This window comes from Poseidonocella pacifica (assembly GCF_900111875.1).
GTDB classification, from domain to species: Bacteria; Pseudomonadota; Alphaproteobacteria; order Rhodobacterales; family Rhodobacteraceae; genus Poseidonocella; species Poseidonocella pacifica.
In genome coordinates this window covers 673,586-694,983 of sequence record NZ_FOJU01000001.1, presented here as the reverse complement: position 1 = coordinate 694,983, position 21,398 = coordinate 673,586, and the positions used below count along the sequence as shown (strand labels likewise).

The 21,398-nt window shown below is 62.3% G+C and carries 17 protein-coding genes; 6 read left to right on the top strand and 11 right to left on the bottom strand.

All coding sequences use genetic code 11. The features are described from left to right. Positions 1–28: 28 nt before the first annotated feature. Positions 29–1,225, bottom strand: coding sequence for an MFS transporter (locus BM234_RS03295; protein WP_092060568.1), 1,197 nt, complete (start codon positions 1,223–1,225; stop codon positions 29–31). Between the two features lie 139 nt (positions 1,226–1,364). On the opposite strand from BM234_RS03295, the gene BM234_RS03290 reads away from it, so the two are divergent. Beyond that, on the top strand, positions 1,365–2,573 hold the full coding sequence (locus tag BM234_RS03290; protein ID WP_092060566.1) for a bifunctional alpha/beta hydrolase/OsmC family protein: 1,209 nt from the start codon (positions 1,365–1,367) through the stop codon (positions 2,571–2,573). Here BM234_RS03290 and BM234_RS03285 read toward each other — a convergent pair. Further along, positions 2,563–3,006: a DUF6314 family protein gene (locus BM234_RS03285; protein WP_092060564.1), complete on the bottom strand. Its 444-nt coding sequence runs from the start codon at positions 3,004–3,006 to the stop codon at positions 2,563–2,565. The genes BM234_RS03290 and BM234_RS03285 overlap by 11 nt on opposite strands. A gap of 75 nt (positions 3,007–3,081) precedes the next feature. On the opposite strand from BM234_RS03285, the gene purB reads away from it, so the two are divergent. Together purB and BM234_RS17405 are read left to right on the top strand one after the other, a co-directional pair. Further along, complete coding sequence (purB, locus tag BM234_RS03280) at positions 3,082–4,386, top strand: adenylosuccinate lyase (protein WP_092060562.1); 1,305 nt, start codon at positions 3,082–3,084, stop codon at positions 4,384–4,386. 88 nt (positions 4,387–4,474) lie between these two features. Continuing rightward, positions 4,475–4,633: a hypothetical protein gene (locus BM234_RS17405; protein WP_175501185.1), complete on the top strand. Its 159-nt coding sequence runs from the start codon at positions 4,475–4,477 to the stop codon at positions 4,631–4,633. A gap of 91 nt (positions 4,634–4,724) precedes the next feature. Here the strand turns inward: BM234_RS17405 and BM234_RS03275 are convergent, their stop codons facing one another. Beyond that, complete coding sequence (locus BM234_RS03275) at positions 4,725–6,158, bottom strand: NAD(P)(+) transhydrogenase (Re/Si-specific) subunit beta (RefSeq protein WP_092060560.1); 1,434 nt, start codon at positions 6,156–6,158, stop codon at positions 4,725–4,727. A gap of 12 nt (positions 6,159–6,170) precedes the next feature. Further along, positions 6,171–7,745, bottom strand: a complete 1,575-nt coding sequence (locus BM234_RS03270) for a Re/Si-specific NAD(P)(+) transhydrogenase subunit alpha (RefSeq protein WP_092060558.1) — start codon at positions 7,743–7,745, stop codon at positions 6,171–6,173. A 347-nt stretch (positions 7,746–8,092) separates the two neighbouring features. Here BM234_RS03270 and kynU point away from each other — a divergent pair, with 347 nt between their 5' ends. Next, positions 8,093–9,286 carry a kynureninase gene (gene kynU, locus BM234_RS03265; RefSeq protein WP_092060556.1) on the top strand — a complete coding sequence of 398 codons (1,194 nt, stop codon included), beginning with the start codon at positions 8,093–8,095 and terminating at the stop codon, positions 9,284–9,286. A gap of 3 nt (positions 9,287–9,289) precedes the next feature. Here kynU and BM234_RS03260 read toward each other — a convergent pair whose 3' ends face one another. The 4 genes from BM234_RS03260 to BM234_RS03245 all read right to left on the bottom strand — a co-directional run bounded on the left by BM234_RS03260 (position 9,290) and on the right by BM234_RS03245 (position 13,150). Then, positions 9,290–10,066 (bottom strand): gamma-glutamyl-gamma-aminobutyrate hydrolase family protein, encoded by a 777-nt coding sequence (locus tag BM234_RS03260; protein WP_092060554.1) that lies wholly within the window; start codon positions 10,064–10,066, stop codon positions 9,290–9,292. 61 nt (positions 10,067–10,127) lie between these two features. After that, positions 10,128–10,556 (bottom strand): GlcG/HbpS family heme-binding protein, encoded by a 429-nt coding sequence (locus tag BM234_RS03255; RefSeq protein WP_092060552.1) that lies wholly within the window; start codon positions 10,554–10,556, stop codon positions 10,128–10,130. Positions 10,557–10,645: 89 nt separating this feature from the next. Next, a complete protein-coding gene (locus BM234_RS03250) occupies positions 10,646–12,784 on the bottom strand; it encodes a malate synthase G (protein ID WP_092060550.1) in 2,139 nt (712 codons plus the stop codon). A 129-nt stretch (positions 12,785–12,913) separates the two neighbouring features. Further along, on the bottom strand, positions 12,914–13,150 hold the full coding sequence (locus BM234_RS03245) for a hypothetical protein (RefSeq protein ID WP_092060548.1): 237 nt from the start codon (positions 13,148–13,150) through the stop codon (positions 12,914–12,916). Positions 13,151–13,303: 153 nt separating this feature from the next. On the opposite strand from BM234_RS03245, the gene pepN reads away from it, so the two are divergent. Beyond that, the gene (pepN, locus tag BM234_RS03240) at positions 13,304–15,889 is read left to right on the top strand and encodes an aminopeptidase N (RefSeq protein WP_092060546.1); all 2,586 of its coding nucleotides are present in this window, start codon (positions 13,304–13,306) and stop codon (positions 15,887–15,889) included. Positions 15,890–16,005: 116 nt separating this feature from the next. After that, entirely contained in the window at positions 16,006–18,501 is a 2,496-nt protein-coding gene (locus BM234_RS03235) for a penicillin-binding protein 1A (RefSeq protein WP_092060544.1), read from the top strand. A 4-nt stretch (positions 18,502–18,505) separates the two neighbouring features. On the opposite strand, the gene BM234_RS03230 is transcribed toward BM234_RS03235, so the two are convergent. From BM234_RS03230 to BM234_RS03220, 3 genes are read right to left on the bottom strand one after another with little or no spacing between them, the layout of a single operon-like run. Beyond that, positions 18,506–19,555, bottom strand: coding sequence for a YcjF family protein (locus BM234_RS03230; RefSeq protein WP_092060542.1), 1,050 nt, complete (start codon positions 19,553–19,555; stop codon positions 18,506–18,508). Next, positions 19,552–19,980 carry a GNAT family N-acetyltransferase gene (locus BM234_RS03225; RefSeq protein ID WP_092060540.1) on the bottom strand — a complete coding sequence of 143 codons (429 nt, stop codon included), beginning with the start codon at positions 19,978–19,980 and terminating at the stop codon, positions 19,552–19,554. Before BM234_RS03225 ends, BM234_RS03230 begins: the two co-directional genes overlap by 4 nt. Further along, positions 19,977–21,392: a YcjX family GTP-binding protein gene (locus tag BM234_RS03220; RefSeq protein ID WP_092060538.1), complete on the bottom strand. Its 1,416-nt coding sequence runs from the start codon at positions 21,390–21,392 to the stop codon at positions 19,977–19,979. Before BM234_RS03220 ends, BM234_RS03225 begins: the two co-directional genes overlap by 4 nt. Positions 21,393–21,398: the final 6 nt, after the last annotated feature.

The window sequence follows — 21,398 nt, the reverse complement described above, 5'->3', positions numbered from 1 at the left end:
AATGCGGATTTCAGAACAAACTAAGAACTTACCCCCGGAAAGTCGAGAGCCTCCGGCGCCGTGCAAGCCAGCCATGCATCAAGATGCCGGCAAGAGAGAGAAACAGCGTGAACCCGACGAACCCGTTGAGGCCATACGTCGCGATCAACCATGCGAGAATAGGCGCCCCGGTAGACGTGCCCACGTTGCCCATTTGCGCAAGCGCGCCCGTGGCATGCGCGCGATCCGTAAGATCGGTGTTTAGCGATGCGAGCGATGCAAAGCTGCCCCCGGCGCAAAAGGCGCTTACCGACATCAGCAGGACCGCTGCGAGAAAGAAGCCCTTGTCCGTATCCGCAAGAAGCAGCGGGATCGTGCTCATGGCCACGAGGGCGAACCCCAGTTGGACAACGCGAATGGGCTCGAGAAAACGCAGCACAAAGATGCCAGCCGTGAGGGACAGCGCGATGGACGCGAGCGGCATCACGCTCGCCATCGCCGGGCGGATAGGCTCGGATACAAACCCCGGAAGAAAGGCCAGAGCCGCGACATACATCAGTGTGTAGAACACGAACCCAAGCCCCGGGGCGGATATCCACGGGCTGCGATAGATGCGGCGGTGAACCTCCACCCACTCGCTTACAGTGAGGGCTGGAGCGCGCTCTCTGGGGATGGGAACGGGCATGGCACGCCACAGGATGGCGGCCATCACCAGCATATAAATACCGTGCCCCACCAGCAGCCCCCCAGGTCCGAACCTTGCCACGACCGGTACCGAGATGAATGCGACGAGCATGTAGGATACGCCGAAGAAGGTGCTCCAGAGTGTCATGGCGGCGGGGCGCGCCCGCTCCGAGGCATGTGCGGACATAAGCACCGGCCCGGCGACCACGATCAACAAATGCGCGGCCCCTTCGACAAGGCGCAGCCCAATGAGAACCGGATATGGCGGCAGGCTCGCTTGGAGCAACGACAACAGCCCGCCCGTTGCCAGCCCCAGCACGATGGAGCGGCGCAGGCCGAACCGATCCACGATCACGCCGGCGGCCACTCCGAAAACAAGGCCGCAAAGGCCAACGGAGGACACGATAAAACCGAGGCCCGAGGGGGAAACTGGATATTGCGCGCCCCATACGTGGAGCGCGACAGCCACCTTTCCAAATTGCGCAGCCGCGCCAAGCCCCGCCAGCCACACCAGCAGGATGAGCAGCGGGCGAGAACGGTCGGGCGCGACTGAAAGGGACATATTCCCGCAGTATCCCGGATGGATGGACCGGAAAAGTACGAAAGCGACAATCGCTCATTTTCGCGTGACGCCGGGTTGCCGCGCTGGTTTCAGGCGGTGCATGTGGTTAGCGTCTGGCGATAATCCCGAGGAGTGCGACATGCCCACCGAACGACTGACCTTTCCCAGCCATGACGGCCATTCCCTCGCCGCGCGTCTCGATCTGCCGGAAGGGCCGATGCTCGGCACCGCGCTCTTTGCCCATTGCTTCACCTGCGGAAAGGACATCCCCGCCGCGCGCCGGATCGCCGGGCGCCTCGCGGCGATGGGCATCGCGGTCCTTCGGTTCGATTTCACCGGGCTTGGCCACTCTCAGGGGGAGTTCGGCAACACCACGTTCAGTTCCAACGTCGAGGATCTCAAGGCGGCGGCCGATGCCATGACAGCGCGCGGCATGGCCCCGCGCCTGCTGATCGGGCATTCGCTGGGCGGGGCGGCCGTGTTGCGCGCCGCGGGAGAGATCAGCGGCATCCGCGGGGTCGTATCGCTGAATGCGCCGCTTGCGCCTGCCCATGTCATCCGCACAATCGGGCTCAATCACGACGACTTCGGAACCAAGACCCACCGGGATGTCGACCTCGGGGGGCGCAAGTTCCGCATCGGGCGCGCCTTTCTCGATGATGTGACAGAAGAACGGATCGAACCGGTGCTCTCAAGACTTGAGGCCGCCCTTCTGGTCATGCACGCGCCGGAGGACCATGTGGTGGGGATCGAAAACGCCGGACGCATCTTTCGAGCCGCGCCCCATCCAAAGAGCTTTGTGACCCTCGATGGCGCGGACCACCTTCTCAGCAGAAGTTGCGATGCGGACTATGCCGCCGGAATGATTGCCAGCTGGGCCATGCGCTATCTGGACGTGCGCCCCCCCGCTCCGCCGCCCGGAGCGCCGGAAGGCGTCGTGCGCGTCACCGAGGCCGATCCCAAGGGGTTCTTGCAGGATGTGACCTCCGGCCCCTATCACCACGCCCTCGCGGACGAACCACTGGCCTATGGGGGCACGAACAGGGGGATGTCCCCCTACGGGTTCCTCTCCTCGGGGCTCGGGGCGTGCACTTCCATGACGATCCGAATGTACGCACGGCGCAAGGGGTGGCCGCTGGAATCCGTGAGGGTCGAGGTTACGCACGAGAAGGTTCACGCGCAGGACAGTTCCACCGGGGAGAAGGTTGATCGCTTTTGTCGCGACATCCGCCTGACCGGCGCGCTCGATGAGGCGCAGCGCGCGCGCCTTCTGGAGATTGCCGATCGCTGCCCGGTGCACCGAACCCTCAGTTCAGGAGCCGAGATCAGTACCAGCCTCAGTCCATGAGGCTGTAGCGGCTCGTCAGGTTGTAGTTCTTGCGTGGCCCCCGCACGTGCCACTCGGCGGTCCAGTTGGGCAGATTGGCAAAATCATAGACGACCTGATAGTTGTCCTCCCCGCACAGATGCGCCGCATAGGGATAGGGATCGTCCAGACCGAAGCGGTGGAATGGACGCCCATCAGGATAGAAGACCTCTACCGCGGAGCCGCGCTGACGATATTCGTAGCGCCGTTCGGCCTTCATCGCGGCCTGCCCCGGCATATGCAGCTTGCCGGTTTCGGAGTAGTCGAGCCCGTCTTGATTTCGCAGAAACGCAGCGGTTCCGATGAAATGAGCCTGCGTCCCGTCGCGCTGAAGGATGACACGCGCGAGCCGCCACTTTCCCTCCAGCTCGTAGAGAGTCCGTAAACCGTTTCGTTCCGCCAGTTGAATACCCATGCTCTCACCTTGTCGCCGTGCGCTGAACCTTTTAAACCCCGGCTCCAGACGTTCCCCAATCCGGAAGGCCGATTCATGATCCCACGCTATTCCCGCCCCGAGATGGTTAACATCTGGTCTCCCGAGACAAAATTCCGCATATGGTACGAGATAGAAGCGCATGCCTGCGATGCTCAGGCAGAGCTCGGAGTTATCCCGAAAGCCAATGCAGAAGCCGTTTGGAAGGCCAGAGACGTCGAATTCGACGTGGCGAGGATCGATGAGATCGAAGCCGAGACCAAACACGATGTGATCGCATTTCTTACCCATCTGGCCGAGATCATCGGCAATGACGAGGCGCGATTCGTTCATCAGGGAATGACCTCGTCGGATGTGCTGGATACCACGTTCAATGTGCAACTCGTCCGGGCCTCCGACATTCTGATCAAGGATATGGAGGGATTGCTCGCCGCGCTCAAGCGCCGCGCGCTGGAGCATAAGGATACCCTCCGCATCGGCCGCTCTCATGGGATCCATGCGGAACCCACGACCATGGGCCTGACCTTCGCGCGGTTCTATGCGGAAATGGATCGCAACCTGTCCCGCCTTCGCGATGCGCGCGCCGAAATTGCAACCGGCGCCATCTCTGGGGCTGTCGGCACCTTCGCCAATATCGATCCTTTCGTCGAAGAGCACGTCTGTGAGAAACTGGGGCTCGTCCCCGAGCCCATCAGCACGCAGGTCATTCCGCGTGATCGTCATGCGGCCTTCTTCGCGACTCTGGGTGTTGTCGCGTCTTCCATTGAAAACGTTGCCACGGAAATCCGCCACATGCAGCGGACGGAAGTGCTCGAAGCGGCCGAGTTCTTTTCCATGGGGCAAAAAGGCTCCTCGGCCATGCCACACAAGAAAAACCCGGTTCTGACCGAGAACCTCACCGGTCTTGCGCGGCTTGTCCGAATGGCCGTGGTTCCCGCCATGGAAAACGTGGCTCTCTGGCATGAGCGTGACATCTCGCACTCATCGGTGGAGCGCAACATTGGCCCCGATACGACGATCACACTCGATTTCGCCCTGCACCGCCTGACAGGGGTCATCGACAAGCTGTTGGTCTATCCGCAGAACATGCTGGACAACATGAACAAGTTCCCGGGCCTTGTGATGTCGCAGCGTGTCCTTCTCGCTCTGACGCAAGCAGGCGTATCGCGTGAGGATGCCTATCGGCTGGTTCAGCGAAATGCGATGAAGGTCTGGGATCACCGCACCGACTTCCGTGAAGAGTTGCTTGCCGATGAAGAAGTCCGCGCGGCGCTTACCGAGGACGAAATCAACGAGAAGTTCGATCTGGGGTATCACACCAAGCACGTCGACACGATCTTCGCACGCGTCTTTGGCGACTGAGGTCGCCGGCGGATCAACCCTGCGTTTTGCGGCAACGACGTTTCGTGATAGCATGGGGGCAGAGATAGATTTCAGGGAGACCATGCCTATGAAGATTTATGCCCTCATCGCCGCGTCGTTGCTCGCGCTTGGACCGGCTGCGGCGCTCTCTGCCTGCCCCGCCCATAGCGAGCAGGCGATGTCGTGCACAAGCGGCAATGTCTGGGATTCGGATACCGAACGCTGCGTGCCGAACGTCACGGGCTAGAAATACCGAACGCTGCGCGCCGAACGTCACGGGCTAGAAATACCACCCGCGGAAACGACGAGGGCGGCCCGCCGGGCCGCCCTTTTTGTATTCAGGAGATCTTGGAGAGCAAGTCGTCGAGAGACTTCTTGGCATCGCCGTAGAACATCCGCGTATTGTCCTTGAAGAACAGCGGGTTCTCGATCCCGGAATAGCCCGTGCCCTGCCCCCGCTTGGAGACGAAGACCTGCTTGGCCTTCCAGCATTCCAGAACCGGCATCCCGGCAATGGGGCTGTTGGGATCGTCTTGGGCGGCCGGGTTCACGATGTCGTTCGAACCGATCACGATGACCACGTCAGTGTCGGGGAAGTCGTCGTTGATCTCGTCCATCTCCAGCACGATATCGTACGGCACCTTGGCTTCGGCCAGCAGCACGTTCATGTGCCCGGGAAGCCGGCCTGCGACCGGGTGGATCGCGAAACGGACGTTCTTGCCCTTGGCGCGAAGCCGCTTGGTCAGTTCGGAAACCGACTGCTGTGCCTGCGCCACCGCCATGCCGTATCCGGGGATGATGATCACGCTGTCGGCCTCTTCGAGCGCAGTCGCCACGCCGTCGGCATCAATTGCGATCTGTTCCCCCTCAACCTCCATCGCCGGACCTGACGCACCGCCGAAGCCGCCGAGGATGACGGAGACGAAGCTGCGGTTCATGGCCTTGCACATGATGTAGGACAGGATCGCACCCGAGGAGCCGACCAACGCACCGACCACGATCAGCAGATCGTTGCCAAGCGAGAAGCCGATCGCCGCCGCGGCCCAGCCGGAGTAGCTGTTGAGCATCGAGACAACCACGGGCATGTCCGCGCCGCCGATCCCCATGATCAGGTGGTACCCGATGAAGAGCGCGAAGAGCGTCATCAGGAAGAGCGGGAAGAAACCGCCGGTGTTGAAGTACCAGATCAGGCTGAGCACCGAGAGGCCCGCCGCGGCGGCGTTGAGCATGTGACCGCCGGGCAGCTTGGTCGCGGCCGACGACACCTTGCCCGCCAGCTTGCCATAAGCAACGACCGACCCGGTGAACGTCACAGCTCCGATGAACACACCGAGGAAAAGCTCAACCCGAAGGATCGAGATTTCGACCGACGACTTGTGTGCGAGAAGCCCCGCGAACCCATCAAGCGTGAGGCGCGCCGTGTCATCCATCGCAAGAACGCGGGCAAGCTCGATGTGGGCGTTATAGCCGACAAACACCGCCGCGAGACCCACGAGGGAGTGCATCGCCGCGACGAGTTGCGGCATTTCCGTCATTTGAACGCGGGTCGCCACGACAAAGCCGATGGCACCACCGGCCGCGATGAGCAGCACCGAGAGAAGCCAGAGCCCCGATCCCGGTCCGATCAGCGTGGCAAAGACCGCAAGGCCCATCCCCACGATCCCGTACCAGACCGCGCGTTTTGCGCTTTCCTGCCCGGACAACCCACCAAGAGACAGGATGAACAGGACCGCTGCGACAACATAAGCCGCTGTTGTAAAACCAAAATCCATTTCCTGACCTCCTTACGATTTCTGGAACATGGCGAGCATGCGCCGGGTCACGAGGAAGCCGCCGAAGATATTGATCCCGGCCATGAAAACCGAAAGCGCGGCGAGGAGGATCACCAGGAAGGAGCCTGAACCGATCTGCATCAGCGCCCCCAGAATGATGATGGACGAGATCGCGTTCGTCACAGCCATGAGCGGGGTATGCAGGGAGTGTGAGACCCCCCAGATCACCTGGAAGCCCACGAAGACGGCAAGGACGAAAACGATGAAGTGCTGCATGAAGCTGGCCGGAGCGACAAGCCCCACGCCGAGCAGAAGCGCACCGCCGACTGCCAGAAGCGTCACTTGTTGCTTGGTCTGCGCCTTGAACGCGGCGACTTCTTGCGCGCGCTTCTCTTCGGGGGTCAGTTCCTTTGCCGCGGCCTTCTTGGGCGCGGCGGCGATGGCCTTGACCTTGGGCGGTGGCGGCGGGAACGTGATCTCATTGGCGTGGGCGATTGTCGCGCCCCGGATCACGTCGTCCTCCATGTTGTGCACCGGCATGCCGTCCTTTTCGGGCGTCAGGTCGGTCATCAGATGGCGGATGTTGGTCGAATAGAGCGTCGAGGATTGCGTTGCCATGCGCGACGGGAAATCGGTGTAGCCAATGATGGTCACGCCGTTCTCGGTCACGAACTTCTCGTCCTTGACGGTCAGCTTGCAGTTGCCCCCACGCTCGGCGGCGAGGTCGACGATCACCGATCCGGGCTTCATGGCCTTGACCATGTCCTCGGTCCAGAGCTCGGGCGCCTCGCGGTTGGGGATCAGCGCGGTCGTGATCACGATGTCCATCTCTGGCGCCAGTTCGCGGAACTTGGCAAGTTGGGCCTCGCGGAACTCCGGGCTTGAGACGGCGGCATAGCCACCGCTCGATGCGCCGTCCGTCTGTTCTTCCTCGAAGTCCAGATAGACGAACTCTGCCCCCATGGACTCGACCTGCTCCGCCACTTCGGGGCGCACGTCAAAGGCATAGGTGATCGCGCCAAGTGACGTCGATGTCCCGATCGCGGCAAGACCCGCAACACCAGCACCGACGATCAGCACTTTCGCCGGAGGAACCTTGCCCGCGGCTGTGATCTGACCGGTGAAGAACCGGCCGAAATTGTTGCCCGCCTCGATGACCGCGCGATAGCCTGCGATATTGGCCATGGACGACAGCGCATCCATCTTTTGCGCGCGCGAGATCCGGGGCACCATGTCCATCGCGACGACGGAGGCGCCCTTGTCGGCCGCAAGCTGCATCAGATTTTCATTGGACGCCGGATAGAAGAAGGAAATCAGCGTCTTGTCACTGCTGAGATATCCGACTTCTTCTTCGGTGGGCGGGCGGACCTTGGCGATGATGTCAGAGCTTTCCCAAAGCTCGGCCGTCGAGCCGACAACCTCGACCCCTGCGGCGGCATAGGCTGCGTCGGTGAAGCCCGCGCGGTCGCCCGCTCCGCTCTCTATCGCGCAGTCGTACCCCAATTTCTGTAGTTGAAGCGCGCTGTCTGGCGTCATTGCCACGCGCGCCTCTCCCTGAAGCACCTCTCTAGGCGTTCCGATTCTCAAATGACCGTCCCCCTCACGTCAGAACGTTACCCGGCGTCAAGCCGGCCCGAGTTTTCTACCTTGTCGCGGTTTCGCTCACAAGGCGCTGCCCTCGGATAGAGCATAGCTCGCAGCGGAGATAAACAGCCTTCTCGATTATTGCGCCAAAGGTCGTAAATTACAGATTTTATTGCGCTCTTTTGTCACTGTTTCCGATTGGAAATCGCGATGAACTGTATGCCCCGGTATGCGAATGGGCCGGTCGCGCGCCGTGTGCAGCTGCATCCAAACTCCTGTCCGAATCGCGTTTTGCCGCGTTGCATCGGCCCGCTGTCTCCCGCTAAGGGAAACCCGACAGAGGAGCGTTCATGACCGATTTCGCAGCAACCCGCAGCCAATTCCACCTGCCCGACGGAACCGTCTATCTCGACGGCAATTCCTTGGGGCCGATGCCGCGCGCCGCACGCGCACGGCTTGACCAGACCATCGCCGCGGAATGGGGCGACATGCTCATTACCGGGTGGAACAAGGCGGGCTGGATGGATCAGCCCGCACGGCTTGGGGATCGCATAGGCCGGCTGATCGGGGCGGAGCCGGGGCACACGGTCCTTGGCGATACGCTCTCGGTTAAGGTCTATCAGGCGCTGGCCGCCGCCCTCGCGCTGCGCCCCGAACGCAAGGTCATCCTCAGCGATAGCGGAAATTTTCCCTCGGACCTCTATATGGCCCAAGGATTGATCCGCGCGATGGGGGGCACGCACGAATTGCGGATCGTCGCCCCCGAAGAGGTCGAAGCCGCAATAACGTATGAGGTCGCCGTGACCATGCTGACGGAGGTGGATTACCGCACCGGACGGCGTCACGATATGCCGCATCTGACGGCCAAGGCACATTCGGTAGGCGCGCTTGCTCTGTGGGATCTGGCGCATTCGGCGGGTGCGTTCCCCGTGGATGTGTCGGGCGGAAAGGCGGATTTCGCGGTGGGTTGCACCTACAAGTTCCTGAACGGTGGTCCCGGCGCGCCGGCCTTCATCTATGTCGCTCCGGAGCACGCCGAAGTGGTCGAGCCCGCTCTTGCCGGATGGCTTGGGCATGACGCCCCCTTTGCGTTTGAACCTGCCTACAGGCCCGCCCCCGGCATCGCGCGAATGCGGGTGGGCACGCCCCCCGTTCTGCAGATGGCCGCTCTTGAAACCGCGCTGGACGTCTGGGATCAGGTTGATATGCCCGCGCTGGACGAGGCCCGTATCGCGCTGTCGGAGCAATTCATAGCGGAGGTCGCGCAACACGCTCCGATGCTGGAGCTTGCCTCCCCTCGGGATCCTGCCGCGAGGGGCGCACAGGTCTCTTTCAGGTTCACTGAGGGTTACGCCGCCATTCAGGCGCTGATTGCGCGCAGGGTCATCGGCGATTTCCGCGCGCCCGATATCATGCGGTTCGGCATCACGCCGCTATACCTGTCATCCGAGGATATCTCACGCGCGGCGAGCGAAATCGGAACGGTGATCTCCGAACGCCTGTGGGACACTCCGGAGTATCGCCGCAAAGCCGCCGTAACGTGATGCTCAGGCCGTGAGGCGCGCCGTCGGCCGATCCCCGTGCGCCCACCGTTTCACCGCGTCACCAAAGGCAGCGAAGAGCGGACGGGACACGGGATCGCTGGCCGCATCCCATTCAGGATGCCACTGAACCGACATGGTAAAGCCCGGCGCCCCGTCGACATAAATTGCCTCCGGCGTACCGTCGGGTGCATGGCCATCAACGACGATCCGTTTGCCGGGCTCCTTGATCCCCTGCCCGTGCAGCGTGTTGGTCAACACCTCCGTTGCGCCCATCAAATCGTGAAAGGCCCCGCCTTCGGTAAAGCGTACGGGATGGCGCAGCGCGAACTTCTCTTCCAGTGTCCCGTTGGGCGGCATGCGGTGGTTCATGCGTCCCGGAAGGTCCCGGATTTCGGGATAGAGCGAGCCGCCCATCGCCACGTTGACCTCCTGAAACCCCCGGCAGATCCCGAGGATGGGTTGCCCCCGATCAACACAAGCCCGGATGAGCGGCAGGGCAATGGCGTCACGCGCCCGGTCAAAAGCGCCATGCGCCTCGGTCGCCGCCTCGCCGTATTCTTCGGGGTGCACGTTCGGTCGCCCGCCGGTAAAGAGAAAACCATCACAGAGCGCCATCAACTCCTGCACCGAAACGAACCGCGGGTCCGCCGGGACAAGCATCGGCATGCATCCCGAGACACAGGCCACCGCTTCGGAGTTCATGGTCCCGCCCGCATGGGCAGGATACTCGTTGTTGATAAGATACTGATTGCCGATGATGCCGACGACGGGACGTGTCATCCTCTACCTCTCGTTGCTTGGCACTCAAGATAGGGGATCGCATCGAAAGGCAAAAGAGGGCTTAAGCCTCTCCGGTGTATCCAGCAAGCTCAATGCCCGCCATAGCAGCAGCAGCATCGTTGTCGGACGTATCTCCGGTCGCGCCGACCGCACCGATAACCGCGCCGCGCTTGTCCTTGAGCAGAACACCGCCGGGAACGGGGATGACCTGACCGCCGAACACGCCGTTGACCGCCGCCATGAAGTAGGCTTGGCTCTCGGCGCGCGCCATCTGGGCCGATCCCGGCAACCCCAGCATTACGGCGCCATAGGCTTTGCCATGAGCAATGGGGAAACGCCCCGGGCTGGCACCGTCTTCTTTTTCAAAGGCGATGACGTGACCTCCGGCGTCGAGGACCACCACCGAGAGCGGCTTCAGTTCCATTTCCCGCGCCTTGGCCAGCGTCTTGCGGATGATTGTCCGCGCCTTGTTCAGTGTCACAGATGCCATTTGAGCCTCCCTCTTCTCTTTGAATCTTGGTTCGGGCACGAGGCTCTGGCGCTCCCTCTGGGGCACCGGCCGCCTCATGCCCGTTTGTTTCAGCCTGCCTTCAACTCAAGGCGCCGCGCATGCAGCACCGGCTCGGTATAGCCTGAGGGCAGTTCGCGCCCCTTGAAGATGAGATCGCAAGCCGCCTGAAACGCCACCTCGTCAAAATCCGGAGCCATGGGTTTATATGCAGCATCTCCCGCATTCTGGCGGTCGACGACCTCGGCCATCTTGCGCATGGCCTGCATGACCTGTTCTTCGGAGACGATGCCGTGGTGCAACCAGTTGGCAACGTGCTGCGAGGAAATCCGGCAGGTTGCCCGATCCTCCATCAGCCCGACGTCATTGATGTCAGGCACCTTGGAGCACCCGACGCCCTGATCAATCCAGCGCACGACATAGCCGAGAATTCCCTGCGCGTTGTTTTCCACCTCACGCATGATCTGTGCGTCGGTCCATTTGCGGAATGCCGCAAGCGGGATTTCGAGGATGCCATCCACATGGGCGCGCCGTCCGCCTGCCTTTAGCTTCTTCTGCACGGCAAAGACGTCGATCCGGTGATAGTGCAGCGCGTGAAGCGTCGCGGCGGTGGGGCTTGGCACCCAGGCAGTATTGGCGCCGGCCTTGGGGTGATCGATCTTCTGCTCCATCATCGCGCCCATCAGGTCGGGCATGGCCCACATGCCCTTGCCAATCTGTGCAACGCCGGAAAGACCGCATTCAAGGCCAATGTCCACGTTGAGGTTCTCGTATGCCCCGATCCAGCCCTTGCGCTTGATGAAATCCTTCCGGCTGAAGGGGCCGGCCTCCATGGAGGTATGGATCTCATCCCCGGTGCGGTCGAGGAAACCGGTGTTGATGAAGGCACACCGATGCTTTGCAGCACGAATACATTCCTTGAGGTTGACGGAAGTCCGCCGCTCCTCATCCATGATCCCCAGCTTGACCGTATATTGCGGCAATCCAAGGAAGCCTTCGACCGCGGTAAAGACCTCATCGGACAGCGCGGTTTCCGCAGGGCCGTGCAGCTTTGGCTTCACCACGTAGATCGACCCATGGAGAGAGTTGCCGCCCTCGCGCTTGAGGTCGTGCATGCCGATGAGAACGGTGATCGCGGCATCCATCAAGTGCTCATAGATTTCGCCGCCATCCCGGGTGAGGATCGCGGGATTGGTCATGAGCAAACCGACGTTGCGGACCCACATGAGCGCGCGGCCCTTGACCGTCAGCGTGCCGCCGTCCGGCGCGGTAAAGGTGCGGTCCTCGGCCAACTTTCGCGTGACGCTCTTACCGCCCTTTTCGAATGTGTCCTCCAGATCGCCCTTCATCAGGCCGAGCCAGTTGTCGTAGGCAAGGACCTTGTCCTCGGCATCGACGCAGGCAACGGAATCCTCGCAATCCATGATCGAGGTGATGGCGCTTTCCATCCGCACTTCGGCCAAGGCCGCCTGATCGCGCGACCCCATGAAATGCGCCCGGTCAAAGACCAGTTCGACATGAAGACTGTTGCTTTTCAGCAGGACGGAATCGGGCGCCTTGGGATTGCCGCGATAGCCGACGAACTTCTCCGGCTGCATGAGCGGCTTGTCATCCACCAAAAGCGCGCCGTCGCGGATATGATAGCGCCGCACATCCGCGTGGCTCGCACCCTCAATGGGGAATGCGTCATCGAGAAACACCCGCGCCCGTGCCACGACCCGCGCGCCGCGGCCCTTGTCATAGCCTCCCTTGGGTGCCGGGGATCCCATGGCATCGGTACCATAGAGACAGTCGTACAGGCTGCCCCAACGGCCATTCGCGGCGTTGAGCGAATAGCGCGCGTTGGTCACCGGAACGACAAGCTGCGGCCCCGGGATCGTGGCGACCTCCGGATCGACATTCTTGGTCTCGATCTCGAAGTCTGGCCCCTCGGGAACGAGATACCCGATTTCCTGAAGAAACGTCTTGTAGGCTTCGTGATCGTGGGGTTGGTCGCGATGCGCAATGTGCCAGTCGTCAATCTGCTTCTGGAGCGTTTCACGCACCTCCAGCAGTTCGGCCGTTTTGGGCCCGTAGGTATGCGCGAGGTCGGAAAAACCCTTCCAGAAGGCATCCGCCTCCACGCCGGTTCCCGGCAGCACCTTGTCGGTGATGAACTCCGCCAACTGCACGTCAACCTGCAGCCCGTGTTTGTCGATCCGGCCGGTCATGGCATCCGCTCCCTCGCAATAGCATACAATCGCATGCCGGTTTAGGATGCCTGTTTCCGATAGGCAACCGCCGTTCTGATTGGGGGCGTAATATTCTTGCCCCCAACCCACGTTTTGCGCAGCGTCTGGTCAGTCGCCCGCTGGATCGGCAACTTCTTCCGATGTGGTGCCCTCGACCTGTTCCACCTCTCCGGTGCGCCCGTCGATCTGTTCCTGTGCGCCTTCCGGCCCATCAGAGGCGAGGATTTCCCACCCGACCCAGACGATCAGGAGCAAGAGCGCAAAGCCGACAGCGATCTTCATCCCGTTGAGCGGGGCGCGGTGCTGTTTCTCTTGGGTCTTTGTGTTGGTATCTGGTGCTGACATAAGTCCAATCCTTCGGTTGCTGGATCTCTACAGCTCGAGTTAGTTCAGGGGTGCGCCCCTTCAATCACCCGTGCGCCTACACCACGGCGCCTTTCCGCTTGCAGCCGCGCCAGCACGCAATACCCTGCCCGCAAACCACCAAGGAGCACCTCGATGCGAGACGCCGCGCCCCAGACAATCTACCTTCGCGACTACACGCCGTTCGGCTTTGAGGTCGAAGAGGTCGCGCTGACCTTCCGTCTCTCCCCGACGGCCACGCGGGTTCTGTCACAGATCCGGTTTCGCCCCCGCCTCGACGGCGACGGGCGCTTCTTTCTCCATGGTGAGGACATGACCCTCATCTCGGCAGCAATCGACGGCACCCCGGTCACTCCGCGCATGGTGGACGGCGGGCTTGAAGCAGATGTGCCAACGGAGCCGTTTCTCTGGGAATCCGAGGTGGAAATTTCCCCCGCCACCAACACCGCGCTCGAAGGGCTTTATATGTCGCCGCTCGCGCGCGATGGGGCTGCTCCCGACCCCGGCGCGATGTATTGCACGCAGTGCGAGGCCGAAGGGTTTCGCAAGATCACCTACTATCCGGACCGGCCCGACGTGATGAGCGTTTTTACCGTCCGGATCGAAGGGGACATGCCGGTTCTGCTGTCCAACGGCAACCCCGTGGAACAGGGGGACGGATACGCCGTCTGGCATGATCCGTGGCCCAAACCTGCCTACCTCTTTGCCCTCGTCGCGGGCGATCTGCGCGCGCATTCCGGCAGTTTGACCACGATGTCCGGCAAGTCCGTCGATCTCAACATCTGGGTCCGCCCGGGACCCGACGAGGACAAATGCGCCTTTGGGATGGAGGCGCTCAAGCGGTCCATGAAATGGGATGAGGAGATCTATGGGCGTGAATACGATCTCGACGTGTTCAACATCGTCGCGGTGGATGATTTCAACATGGGCGCGATGGAAAACAAGGGGCTGAACATCTTCAACTCCTCCTGCGTGCTGGCATCCCCCGAAACCTCGACCGATGCCAATTTCGAACGGATAGAGGCGATCATCGCCCATGAGTACTTTCACAACTGGACGGGCAATCGCATCACCTGCCGCGACTGGTTCCAGCTTTGCCTGAAGGAGGGCCTGACCGTCTTTCGCGACAGCCAGTTCACGGCCGATCTTCGCTCCGCGCCGGTCAAGCGCATCACCGACGTGATCGACCTGCGAGCACGGCAGTTCCGCGAAGACAACGGCCCGCTGGCCCATCCCGTGCGCCCAGACAGCTTTGTGGAGATCAACAACTTCTATACCGCCACCGTCTATGAAAAGGGCGCGGAGTTGATCCGTATGCTCAAAACCCTTGTGGGGGACGAAGCTTATGCCAAGGCGCTCGACCTCTACTTCATGCGGCATGACGGCGATGCGGCGACCATCGAGGATTGGCTCAGGGTCTTTGAGGATGTGACGGGCCGCGACCTGACACAGTTCAAACGCTGGTACGAACAGGCGGGCACTCCGCGCCTTGAAGTAACAGATGAGTTCAACGACGGCACTTATACCCTTCACTTCAAACAACAAACTCCACCCACACCGGGGCAGGAGACGAAGGACCCCCGCGTCATTCCCATCGCGGTTGGCCTGCTCAATCCCAATGGCGACGAGATCGTGCCGACACGCATTCTCGAGATGACCGAAGCAGAACAGAGCTTTTCCTTTGATGGATTGGCGAGTCGTCCTGTCGCCTCGATCCTGCGAGACTTCTCGGCGCCCGTGATCCTCCACCGGGAAACGGACAATGCCGAGCGCGCCTTTCTGCTTGCCCATGATACCGACCCCTTCAACAAGTGGGAGGCCGGCCGCGCCCTTGCCAAGGACGTGCTCTGCCGCATGGTGAGCCAAGGGGCCGCACCCGATCAGGCCTATCTCGACGCCGCGCTTGCCGTGCTTCGGGATGACGGCCTTGATCCCGCCTTTCGGGCCTTGGCGCTGGCCCTGCCAAGTCAGGAGGATATCGGCCAGACGCTGCATGACGCCGGGATCGTCCCCGATCCCATGGCGATCTATGACGCCCGGGAGACGCTCGCCCAGAGCTTTGCTGAACAGGCCGCCGATACGCTTCCGCGGATTTATGCCGGAATGGCGGTCGACGGGCCCTATCGCCCCGATGCGGAGGATGCCGGGAAACGGGATCTCGGCAATACGGCCCTGCGCCTGCTGAGCCGGCTCGACGGCGGTAAGACGGCCACGACGCAATACGCCAATGCCGACAACATGACGCAGCAACTCGGTGCCCTGGGCGCGCTGCTTTCCATCGAGAAAGGCGAGGACCAGCTTGCCGCCTTCGAAGCTCAGTGGGATCAGGACCGGCTCGTGATGGACAAGTGGTTCGGCATGCAGGTGGCTCATGCGCATTCCGCCCGCGCCGCAGAAATCGCAGACGCGCTGACCCGCCATCCGGCCTTCGAATACCGGAACCCCAACCGGTTCCGCGCGACGCTCGGGGCGTTGGCCGGAAATACGGCCGGGTTCCACGCGCCCGGTGGTCGCGGCTATCGCCTGCTTGCCGATTGGCTCATCAAGCTTGATCCGCTGAACCCCCAGACCACGGCGAGGATGACGACACCCTTCGAAACGTGGCGCCGCTATGACGCGGACCGTCAAGCGCTCATCAAGGCGGAGTTGGAGCGCATCCGGGCCACTCCGAACCTGTCGCGGGACGTAACGGAAATGGTCAGCCGCATCCTCGGCGGCTGATACCTACTCAGCAGAGGCTTGCCGCGCCCCACTCAGCGCGCCATATCGTGTTTTGACCCATCGGGGCCCGACCTGTATAGGACGGGCTCCATGCCATTTGACGAGGCCAAATCACGGTGCTGCGATTCATCACCTCTTTCTTCGGCGCAATCTTCACGCTGATCACACTCGGTCTCACGATGATCGCGCTCTCGGTGGGCGCGGTGCTCTGGATCTATGGCAGGGACCTTCCCAGCCATGAGGCATTGGCCCAGTACACCCCTGCCACGATCAGCCGGATCTATTCGGGTGAAGGTCGGATTATCGACGAATTCGCGCAGGAACGCCGCATCTTCGCCCCTGCCGAAGAGATTCCCGACCTCATCAAGCAGGCCTTCATCAGCGCCGAGGACAAGAACTTCTATAGCCATAGCGGCTATGACACGCGCGGCATCATCGCCGCGGGGGTGGAAGCTGTGCAATCGGGCGGCGAAAACCTGCGGGGCGCATCGACGATCACGCAGCAGGTGATGAAGAACTTCCTCCTCGGCGGCGAGCGCCGCATCGAACGCAAGGTGAAGGAAATCATCCTCGCCACCCGCCTTGAGGAGACCTTGTCCAAGGAGAAGATCCTTGAGCTCTACCTGAACGAGATCTTTCTGGGGCAGAACTCCTATGGCGTCGCGGCAGCGGCCCAGACCTATTTCAACAAGCCCCTCGCAGAACTTGAGCCGCACGAAGCCGCCATGCTCGCGTCGATGCCGCAGGCCCCGTCCGACTATCACCCTGTGCGCCGCAAGGACCGCGTGACCGAACGGCGGAACTATGTGCTGCGGGAGATGAAGGAGAACGGCTATATCACCGAGGCGGTGTATCTCGCGGAGCGGGAAAAGCCTCTGCGCTCCGTCCAGAATGGCGATTTTGAGAGTTTCCGCGCCTCCCTGCCCCCGCGTGACTATTTCACGGATGAGATCCGCCGCCAGCTTTCGGTGGAATTTGGCGAGGGCGAATTTTTCTCTGGCGGCATGAGTGTTCGCGCCACGCTCGACGCCGAGATGCAACAGGCCGCCGCCGAGGCATTGCGCTGGCAGTTGGAAACCTACGATCGAAACCTCGGCAACTGGCACGGGACCGGCAAGACACTCCCCGAAGAGCAGCTTGCCGATTGGCCCTCGGCCTTGTCGTCGGTCGATGTCGCGCGGGATGTGGTGCTTGAGCATCCTTGGCTGCCAGCCGTGGTTCTTGAGGTTGCCGATCAGGCGCTGACAGTTGGCATCGAGGGCGTCGATGGCGAACAGCAGGTGCCTCGCGCGGATATCAAATGGCTGAAGGGTGACTTCTTCGACAACTTCACCCGCGGCGATGTGGTGCATGTCCGGCAGGTAACCGATGACAACGGCGACTTGCGCAACTGGTCCCTCCGGCAGATCCCCAAAGTCGAGGGCGCCTTCATGGCGATGGACGTCAATTCGGGCCGTGTGATCGCAATACAGGGCGGCTTTTCCTACCAGCATTCGGTCTTCAACCGCGCAACGCAGGCGATGCGCCAGCCGGGGTCGTCCTTCAAGCCCTTCGTCTATGCCTCCGCCCTCGACAGCGGCTATACCCCTGCGACCATCATCGTTGATGCCCCGATCGAGGTGAACACCCCGCAGGGCCTCTGGCGGCCACAGAACGCGTCAAACGAATACTACGGCCCGACGCCGCTGCGCACCGGGATCGAACGGTCGCGGAACCTGATGACCATCCGTCTTGCGCAAGAAGTGGGCATGGATGTGGTCGCGGAATATGCCGAGCGCTTTGGCGTTTACGACAATATGGGCCCCTATCTTGCGAATGCGCTCGGGTCCGATGAGACCACGCTTTACAAGATGGTGGCGGCCTATGCGATGTTTGCCAATGGCGGCGAACGTGTTGAACCCACCCTTGTTGACCGCGTTCAGGATCGCTTTGGCAACACCGTTTATTCCCACGATCCGCGCGCTTGTGTGGATTGCGATGTCGCGGACCTTCCCCCCGGCACGGCTCCGCGCATTATCTCCACGCGCACGCGCATCATGAACGCGGTCACCGCCTATCAGCTGACGTCGATGCTCGAAGGTGTGGTACAGCGCGGCACGGCGAGCCGGTATGTCAACTTGCCCGTCCCGACCGCCGGCAAGACCGGCACCACCAACGACGCCAAAGACGTGTGGTTCATCGGCTTCACCTCGAACATCGTCGCGGGCTGTTTCATCGGCTACGACAATCCCACACCGCTGGGTGGTGGTCGGGCCTCCGGCGGGGCCATGTGTGGCCCGGTGTTCCAGAAGTTCATGGAACAGGCCGTCGAGAAATACGGTGGCGGGCCGTTCAAAGTCCCCGAAGGTGGGCGCTTCATCAAGATCGACAGGTTCACCGGCGCGCGGCTTCCCGATGATGCGACCGGCGATAACGTCGTGGCCGAATTCTTCCGCGATGGTCAGGAGCCGATCTTTGGCATCACCTTCGATGGTGGCTTCGCCATGGGTGCGAACCTGCCACTGGTGGATGAGGCGCGCTCGTCCAAACAGGTGACGACAACCACCGGAAAGCAGGGCGTTGTCGGACCCAAGGCAACCTTCGGCACACTGAGTTCGGGCGGCCTTTACTGAGCCCTCACTGGCCGGGGATGAGCCCGGCCAGCGCCCGCCGAACCAGACGCCGCACCGAAGGGCGCGCATGCCCCGCGAAGGGCAAGGGCCGGCAAACCTCCATCGCCGCGATCCCGACCCGTACCGTCAATGCGCCGTTGACGATCCCTTCGCCAAAGCGACGTGAGAGCCGGGCGAGGATCGTTCCGCCCAGAATGGGCTCAAGCATATCGTCACCGACCGCGACCGCCCCGGTGGCGACCAGATGGGTCAACACGGATCGGGTCAGCCGCCATGTAGCCAAACCGCCCGCGCGCCCGCCATAGATCTCTGCCACACGGCGGATCATGCGCATGTTCGCCGCTCCGGCTGCGGCCACATCGGCAAAGGCAAGCGGGACCAGCGCAGTGACAGTCGCCACTTGCCGGGCTGCGGCCTGTACTTCGCGCTCTGCCATCTTGTCGAGGTCCGACAGCAGCTCTCCATCCGCGAGCGCAAGAAGCGATGCCGCGTCAAGCTCCTCCTGACTGCGCCGGGCAAGCCGATCCCGCCCCCATTCCGTTTCCGGCCGATGGGCATAAAAACGGTTGAGATCAGCCACCAGACCACGCGCCCCTTCGAGGTCATCTTCGGCGAGAATTGCCTCCGCCCGCCTGTGCAGCGCGTCCACCTTGCCGAGGCGGGAGAAGGCAGCGAACTCACGAAGGATCAGCCCAAGACACGTCAGCAGAAACGCCACCAGCAGCGCCGACAACGCCCAGCCGAGCACGGGCAAACGGTCTATCAAGTCCGTGACAAACTGCCAAAAGGCCAGAGATATCATCGCCGTGACCACCGCGCCCAAAAGCGACCAGAACAGCCGCCCCAGCCATGATCGGCGCCGCGCCCCTAGGATGGCCAGTGTCTGCATCGCTTGGCCTGAGGGCCCCGGCTCTCCCGGATCGGGAATTGGCGGCGCATCCGCCGGATTGGGCGCGGGTCCATTTGTCGGGGCTTCAACCGGGCCGCGCGGCGTTTCCGCCTGCGGGGCGCTTTCATCAATGTCGATCAATACCGGTCCGCGGCGCTCGCTCATCGTTTGTCCCTTTCCCAGAGGAGCTGCACTTCGGGCAAGCCCTCATCATTCCCCGTCCCGCGCGCCAGCACGGCAAATCCCTCTCGCGCATAGAAGCGCCGCGCGCCCTCGTTGGCCTCCAGTGTCCAGAGCGTGAGCCACCCGTGCCGCTGCTTCACCCGGTCAAGAAGCGCCTTGCCCACCCCCCTGCCACGTGCGGCTTCGGCCACATAGAGCGCCTGAACCCGCGGGCCATCCCATGCGATGAAACCTTGGACGTTGGTCTCTGAGGCCACGTACATTGGCCCTCGCGCGATCAATTCGGCGGCATGCGAGATATCCTGAGCACGAGAATGCACCCGGGGCAGCCACTCCGTCCCGTCCGTGTAGTCGGACAAAATTGCCGCCACCGCCGTCGCGTCCGTTTGCCGAGCGGGCCGGATCAAAGCGCGTCTCCGAACAGGAACTGCGCCGCCTTGTCGAGCCGGATATGGGGCGGCCCTTCACCCGCCTTGAGCGTGAGCGCCGCAGGCGCGAAATTCATGATCTGGTAATCGGCATCGAGCCAGTCCGTCGCACCACTTCGCGCTGGCGCGAGGATCTGCGCGGGATCCTGCGGCAGCGCGCCGGGGTAAAACGCCGCCTGACGGCCCGTTTCCAGCAAGGTGCCCCGGACACAGTCGAGCGGCGCGCCCTCGTGGAGAATCGTCTCCTCCGTCGTGGCGCGCAGCGCGGCCAACGCCATCGCTTGGGTCTCCGCCCCCGCGAAATCCGCGCGGTCGCGTGCATCCCGGGTTGCGGCGCGCATGATCTCTGTCAGCGCCTTGTGCTGGGTATGATGAAGGTGATCCGCCTTGGTGGCGGCAAACAGGATCTTTTCCACTCGCCGGCCCAGAAACAACTGCGTCAGAAAAGCATTCCGTCCCGGGCGGAACGCGCCGAGGATATCGGCCATGGTCGCCCGCAGATCCTCAACCGCGCGCGGCCCGGCATGGATCGCACCAAGCATGTCGACCAACACGACCTGCCTGTCGATCCGCGAGAAATGATCCCGAAAGAAGGGGCGAACGACCTCTCGCTTGTAAGCCTCATATCGACGCTCGAACTCTCGGTAGAGACCGCCCCGCGCCTTTTTCTCCGGCACTGGCAGAGGCGCAAAGGTCAAAACCGGGCTGCCCGCGAGATCACCCGGCATCAGGAACCTGCCCGGCGTGCAATCGGAATATCCCGCCCCGCGCGATGCCGACAGGTAGTCGGTGAACCCGCGCGACAGGGATTGCGCCTGGACTTCGTCGAGCGGCTGAGCCCCGTCCACATCCCCGGCTTGTGTAAGGAAGCCCGCACCCTCCTCCCGGAGGGCGGCTTTCTTCAACGTCTCAGCGGACCACTCGGCATAGGATTTATCCATCAGGGCAAGGTCGAGGAGCCATTCGCCGGGATAATCAATGATGTCGATATGCACGGTGCGCGGCCCCGAAAACGACCCCAGAATCCCCGACGGTTGCACCCGCAGGGACAGGCGCAATTCAGAGATGGATCGCGTGCTTTCAGGCCAACGAGGATTGGCGGATGTGAGGGCCGCGAGGTGGCTTTCATATTCGAAACGCGGCACGGTGTCGTCGGGTTGTGGCTGTAGATAGGCCGCGCGGATTGCCCCTTTGGCCTGCGGAAGCAGCCCCCCCATCCGGCCCCGGTCGAGCATGTTTGCCACCAGCGACGTGATGAAGACCGTCTTGCCAGACCGGGCCAGCCCGGTGACCCCCAACCTGACGACCGGTTCAAAGAATGCGCCCGACACGGTGTCCCCGACGCTCTCGATCCCGCGCGTGATTCCATCCGCCAGTGTGGAAATGACCAAACCGCT

Excerpts from the sequence above, each read along its gene's own strand:
- BM234_RS03295 (WP_092060568.1), bottom strand. The coding sequence starts at position 1,225 with ATGTCCCTTTCAGTCGCGCCCGACCGTTCTCGCCCGCTGCTCATCCTG.
- BM234_RS03290 (WP_092060566.1), top strand. The coding sequence starts at position 1,365 with ATGCCCACCGAACGACTGACCTTTCCCAGCCATGACGGCCATTCCCTC.
- BM234_RS03285 (WP_092060564.1), bottom strand. The coding sequence starts at position 3,006 with ATGGGTATTCAACTGGCGGAACGAAACGGTTTACGGACTCTCTACGAG.
- purB (WP_092060562.1), top strand. The coding sequence starts at position 3,082 with ATGATCCCACGCTATTCCCGCCCCGAGATGGTTAACATCTGGTCTCCC.
- BM234_RS17405 (WP_175501185.1), top strand. The coding sequence starts at position 4,475 with ATGAAGATTTATGCCCTCATCGCCGCGTCGTTGCTCGCGCTTGGACCG.
- BM234_RS03275 (WP_092060560.1), bottom strand. The coding sequence starts at position 6,158 with ATGGATTTTGGTTTTACAACAGCGGCTTATGTTGTCGCAGCGGTCCTG.
- kynU (WP_092060556.1), top strand. The coding sequence starts at position 8,093 with ATGACCGATTTCGCAGCAACCCGCAGCCAATTCCACCTGCCCGACGGA.
- BM234_RS03260 (WP_092060554.1), bottom strand. The coding sequence starts at position 10,066 with ATGACACGTCCCGTCGTCGGCATCATCGGCAATCAGTATCTTATCAAC.
- BM234_RS03255 (WP_092060552.1), bottom strand. The coding sequence starts at position 10,556 with ATGGCATCTGTGACACTGAACAAGGCGCGGACAATCATCCGCAAGACG.
- BM234_RS03250 (WP_092060550.1), bottom strand. The coding sequence starts at position 12,784 with ATGACCGGCCGGATCGACAAACACGGGCTGCAGGTTGACGTGCAGTTG.
- BM234_RS03245 (WP_092060548.1), bottom strand. The coding sequence starts at position 13,150 with ATGTCAGCACCAGATACCAACACAAAGACCCAAGAGAAACAGCACCGC.
- pepN (WP_092060546.1), top strand. The coding sequence starts at position 13,304 with ATGCGAGACGCCGCGCCCCAGACAATCTACCTTCGCGACTACACGCCG.
- BM234_RS03230 (WP_092060542.1), bottom strand. The coding sequence starts at position 19,555 with ATGAGCGAGCGCCGCGGACCGGTATTGATCGACATTGATGAAAGCGCC.